This window comes from Novosphingobium sp., from assembly GCF_040398825.1.
GTDB lineage: Bacteria > Pseudomonadota > Alphaproteobacteria > Sphingomonadales > Sphingomonadaceae > Novosphingobium.
Map to the genome: position 1 here is coordinate 1 of NZ_JBBATI010000004.1, position 13,625 is coordinate 13,625.

10 protein-coding genes are annotated in these 13,625 nt (G+C 64.9%); 6 read left to right on the plus strand and 4 right to left on the minus strand.

Going from position 1 to position 13,625, the window contains the following annotated elements:
* Positions 1-90: 90 nt before the first annotated feature.
* Positions 91-1,860: a M28 family peptidase gene (locus ABWP89_RS03270; RefSeq protein WP_353227207.1), complete on the minus strand. Its 1,770-nt coding sequence runs from the start codon at positions 1,858-1,860 to the stop codon at positions 91-93.
* 143 nt (positions 1,861-2,003) lie between these two features.
* Between ABWP89_RS03270 and rpiB the strand changes: the two genes are divergently transcribed.
* The 5 genes from rpiB (at position 2,004) to rpsD (ending at position 5,857) form a co-directional block, all read left to right on the plus strand.
* Positions 2,004-2,441 carry a ribose 5-phosphate isomerase B gene (rpiB, locus tag ABWP89_RS03275; RefSeq protein WP_353227208.1) on the plus strand — a complete coding sequence of 146 codons (438 nt, stop codon included), beginning with the start codon at positions 2,004-2,006 and terminating at the stop codon, positions 2,439-2,441.
* 59 nt (positions 2,442-2,500) lie between these two features.
* Positions 2,501-3,814, plus strand: a complete 1,314-nt coding sequence (glyA, locus tag ABWP89_RS03280) for a serine hydroxymethyltransferase (RefSeq protein WP_353227210.1) — start codon at positions 2,501-2,503, stop codon at positions 3,812-3,814.
* Positions 3,814-4,275 carry a transcriptional regulator NrdR gene (nrdR, locus tag ABWP89_RS03285; protein ID WP_353227211.1) on the plus strand — a complete coding sequence of 154 codons (462 nt, stop codon included), beginning with the start codon at positions 3,814-3,816 and terminating at the stop codon, positions 4,273-4,275. The genes glyA and nrdR overlap by 1 nt, the downstream gene beginning before the upstream one ends.
* Complete coding sequence (locus ABWP89_RS03290; protein WP_353227213.1) at positions 4,272-5,006, plus strand: RNA methyltransferase; 735 nt, start codon at positions 4,272-4,274, stop codon at positions 5,004-5,006. The genes nrdR and ABWP89_RS03290 overlap by 4 nt, the downstream gene beginning before the upstream one ends.
* A gap of 239 nt (positions 5,007-5,245) precedes the next feature.
* Entirely contained in the window at positions 5,246-5,857 is a 612-nt protein-coding gene (gene rpsD / locus ABWP89_RS03295) for a 30S ribosomal protein S4 (protein WP_353227214.1), read from the plus strand.
* A gap of 65 nt (positions 5,858-5,922) precedes the next feature.
* On the opposite strand, the gene ABWP89_RS03300 is transcribed toward rpsD, so the two are convergent.
* The gene (locus ABWP89_RS03300; protein ID WP_353227215.1) at positions 5,923-7,407 is read right to left on the minus strand and encodes a glucoamylase family protein; all 1,485 of its coding nucleotides are present in this window, start codon (positions 7,405-7,407) and stop codon (positions 5,923-5,925) included.
* Positions 7,408-7,451: 44 nt separating this feature from the next.
* Positions 7,452-8,486 carry a LacI family DNA-binding transcriptional regulator gene (locus ABWP89_RS03305; RefSeq protein ID WP_353227217.1) on the minus strand — a complete coding sequence of 345 codons (1,035 nt, stop codon included), beginning with the start codon at positions 8,484-8,486 and terminating at the stop codon, positions 7,452-7,454.
* Between the two features lie 199 nt (positions 8,487-8,685).
* On the opposite strand from ABWP89_RS03305, the gene ABWP89_RS03310 reads away from it, so the two are divergent.
* Positions 8,686-10,977, plus strand: coding sequence for a glycoside hydrolase family 3 N-terminal domain-containing protein (locus ABWP89_RS03310; protein WP_353227219.1), 2,292 nt, complete (start codon positions 8,686-8,688; stop codon positions 10,975-10,977).
* 151 nt (positions 10,978-11,128) lie between these two features.
* On the opposite strand, the gene ABWP89_RS03315 is transcribed toward ABWP89_RS03310, so the two are convergent.
* On the minus strand, positions 11,129-13,549 hold the full coding sequence (locus ABWP89_RS03315) for a glycoside hydrolase family 31 protein (protein ID WP_353227220.1): 2,421 nt from the start codon (positions 13,547-13,549) through the stop codon (positions 11,129-11,131).
* Between the last annotated feature and the right edge of the window lie 76 nt (positions 13,550-13,625).

Here is a 13,625-nt window from a genome sequence, read left to right on the forward strand (position 1 = left end):
AGTGTCCACCATGTCCCCGTACAACCGTCCACCATCTTGCCGGTCTGTACAGTCACGCCCGGGGCGACGATAGGGTGGTAATAGGATGCATCACGAAACCGGCCGCGTCGTCCGGCTGTAAGGCGGGATCGTATCCGAAATCGGCGCGGCGCGGATTGACAGCGCGATCACCAGTGCCGCCAGCGCGCAGCCAAGCACCGCCACGCGCCGGGCATTGCCCGACAGCGGGCGCCACAGTGGCAGCACGGTCAGCGTGATCAGCACCAGCGGCAGGGTGACCACCAGCGGCAGTTCGCTGCCCACCGCCTGCATCATTTCGTGCCCCAGCATCAGCTGGTATCCGATTACCGGCGCCGCGATCAGCACCGCGATCACGCGCAGCCCGGCACGATCGGGCAGCAACGCGATCAGCGCGGCCAACAGCACCGGCAGCACCACGACATAGGCCGCCACCGGCGCCAGCGCCTGCAACAGCAACGCGATCAGCCATAGCGGCACAAACGCCCCGGCCAGCGCCGCCCGCCCCGGCCGCCAGCGCCCGGCAACGATGAAAAACGCGGCCAGCGCCGCAGCAGTCGCCATCACCTCCAGCCGCGCGGTCGCTGCCAGCCGGTCGTAATAGTTGGGCCCGCCCACGTGCAGCGACACCAGGTTGGCGCCCATCACCAACAGCGCGGTCAGCCCGGCCAGCCCCAGCATGCGCCCTGCCCCGCCCAACGCCGCGCGCACATGCCCGCGCCCATGGCCGCGGCTGTGCCAGACGGCGATGATCGCCGCCAGCGCGCAGGCCAGCATGATCCACCCCGCCCACACCGGCATTGTGACCAGCGTAAACCCGAACAGATCGAAAAACACCAGATCGGGCGCAGGCGCAGGCAGCGCGGGCGCCGTCAGCAAGGCGCGCGTCAGATCGAGCGCCTGGCCACCGATGTCCTGCAACGATCCCTGGTCCAGCCGGTCGGCAGTGGCCTGCGGCGAATGGTAAAGGCCCGGCCGGCCGATGAATGCGAAATTGTACGCCGCCACGCCGCGCTCCGCCATCCACGGCAGCGCCATGGTCACGTCTGTATCGTTGGGCAGCACGCGGTACAAATAGACTGCCAGCGATGATCCCGCCGGATGGTGCAGCGCCCGTGCCGCCAGCGCCACGGCCGCGCCATTGTTGTCTGCGGTCTGGAACAGCGTCGCCCGCCCACCGCCGCCGCGCGCCTCCAGATTGATCAGCGCGCCGATATGATCGCGCGTTTGCGCATTCTGGGGGTCATACGGCGGCGGCAACCCGCGAAAAAACTGCCGCGCGCCGTCCAGCCCGATCTCCTCGCCATCGGTCAGGATCACCACCAGATCGCGCATGGGCTGTGGCCCGCTGGCGATCGCGCGCACCGTTTCAACGATTGCTGCCAGCCCCGCGCCGTCATCCGCCGCGCCGGGCGAGCCGGATACGCTGTCATGGTGTGCCATCAGCGCCACCGCCGGCAGGGCGCGGTCGCGTCCCGGCAGCACCGCCACCAGATTGACCAGCTCGCGCGGCCGGTCCGCGATGCCGCCCCACGGCATATGTTGCGCCATACGTTGCTGATCGGGCACGAACGGTTCGGCATGGACCACCATGCCCAACGAAGTCAGCCGCTGTGCGAGATGCCCGCGCACCGCGGCATCGGCGGCCGATCCCGCCGGATGCGGCTGCGTGGCGATCGCACGCACATCGGCCATCGCACGCCCCGCCGAAAAGGCCGCAGGCGGGGCATCGACGGGCGCCGGCCACGGTGTGGTGGTGCCCAGCACCGCCAGCACCAGCGCCAGCACCAGCGCAGTGCAGGCCGGCACATGCCGCCCCCAGATCCCGTCAGCTTTCCACATTGCCGTGCCCTTCACGTCGGTGCCGTGCGCTTGCCCTGGCCAGCACCGACCATAAAGGCAAATTATGTGGCACCCAAGCGCGTTAGGTCTTATGGGCGCGGGCAGACGATTCCCCGTCATGAAACAGTCAGGTCGCCACCGGTTTGCGCATCGCCATCGCCTCTGACCATGCCGCCTTTGCCTTGAAGGCCGATCTGTGCGCGGCGCTGGCCGAATGGGGGCATGTGGTCACCGACCTGGGCCCGGACAGCGATGCGCGGGTGGATTATCCCGATTTCGGCTACAAACTGGCCGAAGCGATCGCCGCCGGTGCCGCCGATTTTGGCGTGGCGCTGTGCGGATCGGGGATCGGCATATCAATCGCGGTCAACCGCCACCCGGCCTGCCGCTGTGCGCTGGTATCCGATCCCTATGCCGCCACGCTGGCGCGCGAACACAACGATGCCAATGTGATCGCGATGGGCGCACGGCTGACCGGGATCGACATGGCCCGCGCCTGCCTTGCCGCATTTCTGGACGGCACCTTTGCCGGTGGCCGTCATCAGGGACGGGTTGCCAAGCTGTCGCAGCCTGCCATCTGACCAACCATCACACCGATTCTGACCACCGACATTCTGACCACCGAGAAGGAGCCCTGACGATGACTGCAGCCCCTGCAAACGCGCCGGACATCCGCAAACCCGGATTTTTCGTCGAGCATCTGGCCAGCGCCGATCCGGAAATTCACCAGGCTATCCGCGACGAACTGCACCGCCAGCAGACCAAGATCGAGCTGATCGCGTCGGAAAACGTGACCAGCCTGGCCGTGCTCGAAGCGACCGGATCGATTTTCACCAACAAATATGCCGAAGGCTATCCGGGCAAGCGCTATTACGGCGGCTGTGACTATGCCGACGTGGTCGAAACGCTGGCGATCGAGCGCGCCAAGCAATTGTTCGGCTGCGATTTTGCCAATGTGCAGCCCAATTCGGGCAGCCAGATGAACCAGGCGGTGTTTCTGGCGCTGTTGCAGCCGGGCGACAGCTTTATGGGGCTCGATCTCAATTCGGGCGGGCACCTGACGCATGGATCGCCGGTCAACATGAGCGGCAAGTGGTTCCACCCCATCCCCTATGGCGTGCGCCCCGATGACCACCTGATCGACATGGACAATGTCGCCGCGCTGGCGCGCGAACACAAACCAAAGCTGATCATCGCCGGCGGCACCGCCTATTCGCGCGAATGGGACTGGGCCGCTTTCCGCGCGATCGCCGACGAAATCGGCGCATACCTGCTGGTCGACATGTCGCACATTTCGGGCTTGGTGGCTGGCGGCGCGCATTCTTCGCCGATGCCGCACGCGCATGTGGTGACATCGACCACGCACAAATCGCTGCGCGGGCCGCGGTCGGGCATCATCCTCACCAATGACGAAGTGCTGGCCAAAAAGTTCAACATGGCGGTGTTCCCGGGCCTGCAAGGTGGGCCGATGGTCCACACCATCGCCGCCAAGGCGGTCGCCTTTGGCGAAGCGCTGCGCCCCGAATTCAAGGCCTATGCCCACCAGGTGGTCGCCAATGCCAAGGCGCTGGCCACCAGTCTGCAGGATCACGGCATCGCCATCGTATCGGGCGGGACCGACAACCACCTGATGCTGGCCGACCTGTCGCCCAAGGATGTGACCGGCAAATCCGCCGAAAAGGGCCTCGATCGCGCGTGGCTGACCTGCAACAAGAACGGCGTGCCGTTTGACAAGCGGTCGCCGTTTGTCACTTCGGGCATTCGCCTGGGCACCCCGGCGGCCACCACCCGCGGGTTTCGTGAAGACGAATTCCGCCTGGTCGGCCAGCTGATTGCCGAAGTGGTCGAAGGCCTGGCGCGCAACGGCGATGAAGGCGATGGCCAGGTCGAACAGCGCGTGCGCGACCGCGTGGCGGAATTGTGCGCCGCCTATCCAATCTACCCGGAAATGTAATGCGGTGCCCTTTCTGCGCCCATGACGACAGCCAGGTAAAGGACAGCCGGCCGAGCGAGGACAACACCTCGATCCGCCGGCGGCGGCAATGCGAAGGGTGCGGGGCGCGGTTCACCACGTTTGAACGCGTGCAATTGCGCGAAATCATGGTGGTGAAAAGCAATGAGCGGCGTGAACCGTTCGACCGCGCCAAGATCGAACAATCGGTGTCGCTGGCATGCCGCAAACGCCCGCTGGAACAGGAACGGCTGGACCAGCTGATCACCGGCATCCAGCGCCAGATCGAAACCCTGGGCGAAACCGATGTGACATCGCGCCAGATTGGCGAAATGGTGATGGACGGGCTGCGCCAGATCGACAGCGTCGCCTATATCCGCTTTGCCAGCGTCTATCGCGATTTTACCGAAGCGCGCGATTTTGAAGCGTTTGCCAGCACCGTGCGCGAAGTGGCCAAACCTTGACCGGCCTGCCGCCCACAGCACTGCCACCGATCATCGTGCTGGTGCGGCCGCAGCTGGGCGAAAACATCGGCAAAGCGGCGCGCGCCATGCTGAATTTCGGGCTGATCCGGCTGCGGCTGGTGGCCCCGCGCGATGGCTGGCCCAATCCGTCGGCGGGGCCTGCCGCCGCCGGCGCCGACATTGTGCTGGAACAGGCCGAAGTGTTTGGCTCACTGGCAGAGGCGGTGGCCGATTGTTCGCATGTCTATGCCACCACCGTGCGCAAACGCGGCGTGACCAAGCCGGTGATGACGCCAGAGGCCGCCGCGCGCACAATCAAGGCCGACGCAGCGCAAAGCGCGATCGTGTTCGGGCCGGAACGGTCGGGGCTGGATGCCGATGATCTGGCATTGGCGCGCACGATCATCACCGTGCCGATCAACCCCGAATTCGGTTCGCTGAACCTGGCGCAGGCGGTCATCCTGTGCGCCTATGAATGGTCAAAACATGTCGATCTGGTGCAGCCCACGGTCGAAGAGCTGCTGCCCCCGGCCCCGCAGGAGCATCTGGACGGGATGTTGCAACAGTTGACCGCGATGCTGGAACCGCTGGGCTATTTCGAACCGGCCAAGCGCGCACCGGTCACCCGCCGCACGCTGCGCTCGATCCTGACCAAACCGGCGTGGAACCATCTGGAAATCCGCACCTTTCGCGGCGTGCTGACCACGCTGTCACGCAAACCGCGGCCCTGATCGCGCGGATTGGAGGGCCACAGGCGGGTTGCGCTTGACTCTGGCGCCGATGTCTGGTCATGCGCCCGCTTCCACGCGAACCCCGGCAAGCCTGCTTGTCCGGATCAAGGTCCGATTGGCCCCGCACACCCGGTGAAGCGGACGGCCGCATGGCGCATATCGGTGCCATGGTGCGAACCCGGGTCTTTGCATGGCGCAGCATCCCCGCCGCGCCGTGACGCAAGTTGAAAGGAACACGCGTGTCGAAGCGCAAGGCATCAAAGTACAAAATTGACCGTCGTCTGGGTGAAAACATCTGGGGCCGTCCGAAAAGCTCGGTCAACCGCCGCAGCTATGGCCCTGGCCAGCACGGCCAGCGCCGCAAGAGCAAGGTTTCCGATTTCGGCATTCAGCTGCGTGCGAAGCAGAAGCTGAAAGGCTATTACGGCGACGTGACCGAAAAGCAGTTCAAGGCGACCTATCAGGAAGCGTCGCGCATGAAGGGCGATACCGGCCAGAACCTGATCGGCCTGCTGGAACAGCGGCTGGACATGATGGTCTATCGCGCCAAGTTTGCGCCGACCATCTTTTCGGCCCGCCAGATCGTCAACCATGGCCACATCCTGGTCAACGGCGTCCGCTGCAACATCGCCAGCCGCCGCGTGCGTCCGGGCGACGTGATCAGCCTGGGCACCAAGGCCAAGGAAATGGCGCTGATCGCCGAGGCGCAGACCCTGCCCGAACGCGACATCCCCGACTATGTCTCGGCCGAAGCCGACAAGGCCACCTTTGTCCGCGTGCCCACGCTGGATGAAGTGCCCTATCCGGTGAAGATGGAACCCAACCTGGTTGTCGAATTCTATTCGCGCTAAGGTTTGGCTTCATTGCCAGATTTATGAAAAAGGCGGGGGCGCAACCCCCGCCTTTTTTGTTGCTGTCACCGATCCAGCCAGCCCCCGGTGAAACCGGCGCGCGTCAACCCGCGGCGGATGTGTGGCACGCGGCGCATCACGTTCCAGATCAGGCCGTCACGGTGGTTGGCAATCATGCTCAGGATCGGGCCCTGATCGATGCCCAGGCAATCACCGCCGACCCAGCCAAAGGTGGCGTCCACCGTGCCGTTTTCCACCGGCAGCGTGGTGTCGCGAAAACTGGGGTTGAACGCATCGACAAACCCATAACGGCCGTACAGCCGCCCGCCGGCATAACGCGCCAGCGCCTGTGCGGCGGGAATAACGATTTCAGGCGCAAACGCGATCGACCCCAGCGCAGCCGTCGGCGCGATCGTGCCATCGTCCTGGCCATCGGGCTGCCCGACTGGCCCGCGCGCGGCATAGCCCAGAAACTGCGCAGGTCGGCCATGATAGTCCACCGCGTGGTTGCCCGGCCCGTCGCACGCGGCCAGGCCCCAGATCGTGTCCGAATAGCCCCGCCACTGCATCGGGTTGGCCGCGCAATAGGCGCGGTTGGCATAAGTAGCACGGCGGCTGTTTTCAAAATAGTCGAACCCCGCCGCACGCATCGGCGCATCGCGTATCCCGCGAAAATCGATCCAGGTTTCGCTGTACTGGTGCCCGAACAGCGGCGCAAAGGCGAGATGGCGGCTGGCGCCCTCACCCCGCCAGAACCGCGCATAGGGTGCGGTCCAGCTGTCCCAGCCGTTGTCACCGATCGGATGGGCGCCCGACCCGAGCGCGAGGACATAGACCATCTTGCCCTCGTTATAGCCATCCCAGATCCGTTCGATGAACCCGGTTTCGGGGTGCCAGCCCATCGAAATTCCGGCGCCCTTCGGTTGTGCCCAATCCCATTGCGCGCGGTCGACAATGGTGGTGGCCAGCCGGCGGATCTCGGCCTCTTCGGGGGAAGCATCGTCGAACCAGCCGCTGGCAAACAGCATGCCCAGGTGCAGCAGCGCAGTATCGACCGTCGACAATTCGCAATTGCCAAAGCGCAGGCCGGTCTGCATGTCCAGAAAGTGATAGAAAAACCCGCGATGCCCCGACACCCCGGTGGCGTCAGGCCCGCTGGGCGCGCGATCAAAAAAGCGCAAGGTGGCCAGCGTCAGCGCACGCGCCTCTGCCCGCGACATCCACCCGCGCTCCACCCCGATCGGCCAGGCGTTGAGCGCAAATCCGACCGCCGCGATGCTGGCAAATCCGCCATGCAGATTGTCGGCCGCGGCAATCCCGGCGACTTGTCCTGATGCCGGCCAGCGGTCAGGGAACAGCCCGTTGGCGGGATTGACCAGGTCGCGAAAGAACCGGAACGTGCGCCGTTCGATATCCGCGATCAGCGGCGGCATGGCCGGGTTGACGGTAGCGGCGGCAGCAAGCGTGGCCCGGCTGAACGCGCCAGAGGCCATGCTGCTGGCCAGGCCGCTGGCCATCCCGCCCAGCAGGTGTCGGCGATCGATCGTCATGAGTTCACCATTGCTGATTGAAAAGGAGCAGGAATTCGCGAACGTCAGCTGCGGGTTGATCCGCGTATGACCAGTTCGGGCAGAATCGCCTCGGTCGATGGCAGACCGGCGGTGCCGCTGATTTCGGCAATCAGGCGGTCGATCGCCCGGCCACCAACGCCCGCCACATCGACGCGCAAGGTGGTCAGCGCCAGATAGTGCGCCAGCGGGATATCATCGAACCCGATCACCGCCACTTCACCCGGCACATCGATCCCGCATTCGCGCAAAGCATGCAGTGCGCCCAGCGCCATCATGTCATTCGCGGCGAAAATGCCATCGAATTCAATACCCTGATCCAGCAGTTCGCGCACGATGCGGTCACCGCAACTGTCCTGAAATTCCCCGTCGCGCACCACGATCGATTGCGTCGGCGCCAGTGCGCGCATCGCCGCAGCAAACCCTTCGCGGCGTTCGTGGCCATCGATATTGTCCGCCGGCCCGCCGATGTGCACGATCCGCCGGCATCCCTGTTCCAGCAGGTGGACCACCGCACTGTTCGCACCCAGCCGGTTGTCGATGCGGATGGAGTGGTGCGCCGTGCCGTCACCAGTGTTGGCCAGCACCATCGGTACGCGCACCGGCATGTTGCGCAGCAATTTTGCGGTGGCGAAACTGGGCGCCATCACCACCAGCCCGTCCACCCGGCCAAGCATCGCGGTAATCGCATGGGTGGCCATGGTGTTGTCCGAATGGGTGTTCGACAACAGCAGCTGATAGCCATGGGCGCTGGCCGCGCGGTCCATCCCGCGCATGAGTTCGGAAAAGAATTCGCCGTGAAAATCGGGCAGCACCACGCCGATGGCATGGGTGCGCGCGGTGCTGAGGCTGCGCGCGGCAGCATTGGGCACATAGCCCAGTTCGGCCGCCACCGCGACAATCCGCGCACGCGTGGCCGGGTTGACATTGGCATGGCCGTTCAACGCACGCGACACCGATGCGATCGACAGGTTGGCGCTGCGCGCAACATCGCGGATCGTCGCAGGTTCTGACCGGCCACTGGCGGTCTGCGAATTGTGCGTGGCGGGCTCCGCGGTCACCGGGTGGGTTGCGCTTTCACGTGTGTGGTCAGACCCATTGCAGTGCGGCATTTATCCCGCATCCGACGATTGTTGCATAACGCTGCGATGCCACTTATGTAACCGGTTACGGCCACAGGTCAACCGGGTCATGATTCCAGTTTCCCGGCGGTATAGCAAACGTCTGCAGAGCTTACGCGGACGCGAAAGGATTGCAACCATGCGCGATAACCGTGTGCCCCAGGGCCGCATATCCCGGCGCGGTGCGTTGATCGGGATGGCACTGTCATCGGCATGGCTGGCCAGCCCGGCCCGCGCGCTGACGAATGCGGCAGAACGCACGGCGATCCCGGGTTTCATCGATGACCTGATCGCGCGCATGACGATCGAGGAGAAGGCCGGACAATTGACGCTGATGGCGTCGGCCTGGGGCGGCAGCAGCGCGACCGCGCTCAATCCCCCTGGCACCGGCAGCAGTTTTACCAGCCAGATCAACGATGCGGTCGCAGGCAAGCTGACCGGCGTGTTCAACGGCAATGGCGCAGGCATGGCGTTGCAGATGCAGACCGCAGTGATGGCGCGGTCACGGCTGAAAATTCCGCTGATCTTTGCCGCCGACATCATCCACGGCCACCGCACGATCTTTCCCATTCCGATGGGCGAAGCCGCCAGTTTCGAACCTGATCTGGCCACCCGCACCGCGCGCGTCGCCGCGTTTGAGGCGGCCGGATCGGGCATTGACTGGACCTTTGCGCCGATGGTCGACATTGCGCGTGACCAGCGCTGGGGCCGCACGATGGAGGGCGCGGGTGAGGATGTGCTGCTGGGGCGTTTGTTTGCCGCCGCGCGCGTTCGCGGGTTTCAGGGCCACGACCTGACCGCCGATGACGCGATGATGGCCTGTGCCAAGCATTTCGCCGCCTATGGCGCGGCCGAGGCAGGATTGGATTACAGCACCGTCGACGTGTCCGAACGCACGTTGCGAGAGGTGTATTTTCCCCCGTTTCAGGCTGCATTCGATGCCGGATGCGGATCGACCATGGCATCGTTCAACGAAATTTCGGGCGTGCCGGCCACCGCCAACCACTGGCTGCTGACCGATGTGTTGCGCGATGAATGGCACTATGCCGGGTTGGTCGTGTCCGATTATACGGGCGATGAGGAACTGATCGCGCATGGCGTGGCCGCCGATGGGCGAGATGCGGCGCGGCTGGCGATCATGGCCGGGGTGGACATGAGCATGCAGAGCAATCTGTATTTCCTGCATCTGCCCGGCCTGGTGCGCGATGGCCTGGTGCCGCTGGCCCGCGTCGATCAGGCGGTGCGCCGCGTGCTGGCGACCAAGGCGATGCTGGGGCTGTTTGACAATCCGTTCCGGCGGATCGATCCGGCGCGCGAAACGCGCCGATCGCTGCTGCCCGCCAGCCGCGCGCTGGCGCGTGAGGCGGCGACCAAATCGATCGTGCTGCTGAAAAACGATGGCGCGCTGCTGCCGCTGAACAAGTCCGCAAACATCGCGCTGATCGGCCCGTTTGGCAGCGGGCCGCACGATATCATCGGCGGGTGGAACGTCTATGGCGATGACCGGCTGGCAGTGGACCTGGCCACTGGCCTGCGCCAGGCCGGTGGCAGTGTTACCGTGGTGCGCGGCTGCGATGTGGAGGCGGCAATTGTTGGCGGCATCGAACAGGCCGTGGCGGCGGCCAGGGCGGCCGATGTGGTGATCCTGACGCTGGGCGAATCGCAGGACATGTCGGGTGAGGCGCAGGCCCGTGCCGAGATCGGCGTGCCGGCAGCGCAACTGGCGCTGGCGGAGGCGATCAACGCCACGGGCAAACCGGTGGTCGTGTTGCTGAGCAACGGTCGCGGGCTGGCACTGCAGGACGGCGTGCGCGCCGCACCGGCGATCATGGTCACGTGGTTTTTGGGCACCGAGGGCGGCAATGCGATTGCCGATGTGATCTATGGCGCGGTCAGCCCGTCGGGCCGCCTGCCGGTCAGCTTTCCCTATGCCACCGGCCAGGAACCCTATCATTACGACCACAAGGCGACCGGGCGTCCGCAGCCGGATGGCGCGCTGCAACCGTACAAGGCGCATTACCGCGGGCTGCCCGATATGGCGCTGTTTCCGTTTGGCCACGGGCTGACGTATGGCGATGTGCGCTATACCGATCTGCACATCACGGCGACCACGCTGGCCCCGGGCGCATCGGTGACAATCGCGATAACACTGACCAACCACGGCAAGCACGCCGTGGCCGAAGTGGCGCAATTGTATACCCGCACCCGCACCGCCAGCATATCGCGCCCGGTGCGCGAATTGCGCGGGTTTCAAAAGGTGCCGCTGAGCCCCGGTGAGGCGCGCACTGTGCACTTCACGCTGGCGCAGGCGGACATGCGCTTTATCGGGCTGCGCAACACCCCGGTGGTGGAGCCGGGTCTGGTCGATGTGTGGGTGGCCCCATCGGCCCAGGCCGAGGGTTTGCGAGGCCAGATCACGCTGACGGCCTAGAGTTATCAACTCCCAATAAAAAAGCCCTCCCCCTCAGGGGGAGGGTTGGGTGGGGGTGTCCGACGCCGATTGTTCGCGCGTCATTGCGGGCGTTGGACACCCCTCCCCAACCCCTCCCCCTCAGGGGGAGGGGCTTTTTTTGCGAAGCGCTTTAGCCAGGCATGGCAGTGATCGTTACCGCCGCCGGTTGATCGGGGATAACAAACCCTGGGGCCCGATCATCGCCGACTGGCGTGGGCGTGATCGTTTTGCCGTTAACGCGGATCGTCGCGGGGGTCTGGGTGCCGTGGATCACCAGCGCGATTGCCTTCCACCACGGTTTGAACCGGCCCTGGCGCGCGTCGAAGCTGATCGACTGCACCCCGTTGGCGCCGGTGGTGCAGCGCACGGTCTGCCGCACAAAGGCGCCGCCGGTGAACTGCATGCTGTGGCCATCGTCATCATACAGTTCGCCCGCGCAAGTGCCGCCGGGATAGATGTGCAGTTCCAGCGGGCCGGTTGGCACTTGTGCGGTGCTTTGCACCAGCGGCTGGCGCGGCACAATCGCACCGGCGCGCACATAGACCGGCAGCGTATCCAGCCGCGGCGTGGCCTTGATCTGCGCATAAGTGCGGCCACCGATCGGTTCGGCGGTCACGCGTTCGCCGGTCCAGTAATCGTACCAGCCACCGGCGGGCAGGCAGATGTCATAGGCCTGCGGCGAATCCGGACGCGGGTTGCCGGCAATCAGCAGCTTGTCACCCAGCGTAAAGGTCAGCGCGGTCTTGCACGGCGCCGACAGCGCGGCGGGATAGTCATAAAACACCGGGCGCATGATGGGATCGCCGGTCTGCGCATTGTGTGCGGCAAGATTGTACAGATAGGGCAGCAGGCGATAGCGCGCCTCGACAAAGCGGCGGCGGATGGCGAGCTGATCCTCGCCATCGATCCACGGTTCGGCACGCGGTGCGTCATTGGCCGCATGGTCGCGGAAAAACGGGGTGAACGCGGCGATTTCAAACCATTTGGTCAGCAATTCGGGCGCCGGACCACCGGTAAACCCGCCGACATCCGACCCGCTATAGGCAAACCCCGACAGCCCCAGATTGACCAGCTGGCTGACCGACAGTTTCAGATGGTCCCAGCTGGAACTGTTGTCACCGGTCCAGGTCGCGGCATATTTCTGCCCCCCGGCATAGCTGGCGCGGGTCAGCACAAACGCGCGTTCATCGGGGCGCAACAGCCGCACACCATCATAGGTCGCACGGGTGTTTTCCATGCCATAGACATTGTGGATTTCGGCGTGGGTGGCGGTGCGCGGCGCAAAGCCATCGCCATCGATGCGGTGCACGGTATCGATCGGCATGGTTTTGGTGGGCGTTTCAAACACCGCCGGTTCGTTCATGTCGTTCCAGAACCCGGCAATACCCATGCCGGCCAGGCTTTTGAACTGTGCGCCAAACCACGTGCGCGTGGCAGTGGTTGTGAAATCGGGAAACACCGCCGGGCCGGGCCAGACCGGCGCAACATAGACCGACCCGTCGGGGTTGTGCACAAAATGGTTGGCGGCCATGCCCTGGTCATAGGGCGCATAGCCCTGCGCGGGCGCAGCCGCGATATGCAGATCGACGATCGACACCAGCTTTATCCCCAGATCACCGGCGCGCGCGGTCAGCTTCGCCAGGTCGGGAAAGGCCTTGGTATCAACGGTGAATGGCCGGTTGCGATCCTGATAATCGATATCCATCCAGATCACGTCGGCGGGGATTTTGTCGGCGCGCAAGTGATAGGCGATGTCCATCACCTGATCGGCGGTCTTGTATCCCCAGCGCGACTGCTGATAGCCCAGCACCCAGCGCGGCATCAGCGGCGATTTTCCGGTCAGGTCGGTATAGCGCCGCACCACATCGCGCGTCGTCGGCCCGGCGATCACGTAATAGGTGATCGGCCCGGCCACCGAACCAAACGCCAGCACGCCCTCTTCACGATGGCCAAAATCAAACCAGCTGCGCCAGGTGTTGTCCAGGAACACGCCATAGCTGCCCCCCGCACCGCCCACGCCGATGAAGAACGGAATCGCTTTGTAAATGGGATCGGTGCTGGATTGGTATCCGAACGCATCGGTGTTCCAGTTGACAAAACTGCCGCCGCGCCGGTCCATGTCGCCGGTCTTGTCGCCCAGCCCGAAATAGTGTTCGGCCTGGGGCATCGCCTTGCGCAGGGTAAAGCCGTCGCGGTCAAAACTGATCGGATTGGCGGTGTCATCGACAATGGTGCGGCCATCGTGGTCTTCCACGCGCAGATGCAGCGTGACCGGGTCGATCGTTGCGCGCAGCTGCGCGGTGGTCAGCGTGGTACCGGCGATCTGTGCGGGCGCGCGGGCTGACCGAACGTCTGCCGGCACGGCCCAGCTGGCATCTTCGGCAGGGGCGCCATCGCGGGTGATCGTCACGCGCACAATGGCTTCACTGATCGCGGTCACGCGCATGGTCGCGCCGTTTGCGCGGACCGACAATACCGCGTCTGCCGGCGCCGCGGTGGCCGCAACGGGTGCCGGCGCGGCGTGTGCCGGTGTGGTCGCCAACCCCGCCATCGCGGCCGACCAAAGCAGCGCCCACCGCACGTTTCCAACCCGATTTTGCCCGCGCATCGCATCATCCCATCCGGTT

What these genes read in the sequence shown, in the direction of transcription:
- ABWP89_RS03270 (WP_353227207.1), bottom strand. Translation starts at nt 1,860, where the DNA reads ATGTGGAAAGCTGACGGGATCTGGGGGCGGCATGTGCCGGCCTGCACT.
- glyA (WP_353227210.1), top strand. Translation starts at nt 2,501, where the DNA reads ATGACTGCAGCCCCTGCAAACGCGCCGGACATCCGCAAACCCGGATTT.
- nrdR (WP_353227211.1), top strand. Translation starts at nt 3,814, where the DNA reads ATGCGGTGCCCTTTCTGCGCCCATGACGACAGCCAGGTAAAGGACAGC.
- ABWP89_RS03315 (WP_353227220.1), bottom strand. Translation starts at nt 13,549, where the DNA reads ATGGCGGGGTTGGCGACCACACCGGCACACGCCGCGCCGGCACCCGTT.
- ABWP89_RS03310 (WP_353227219.1), top strand. Translation starts at nt 8,686, where the DNA reads ATGCGCGATAACCGTGTGCCCCAGGGCCGCATATCCCGGCGCGGTGCG.
- ABWP89_RS03300 (WP_353227215.1), bottom strand. Translation starts at nt 7,407, where the DNA reads ATGACGATCGATCGCCGACACCTGCTGGGCGGGATGGCCAGCGGCCTG.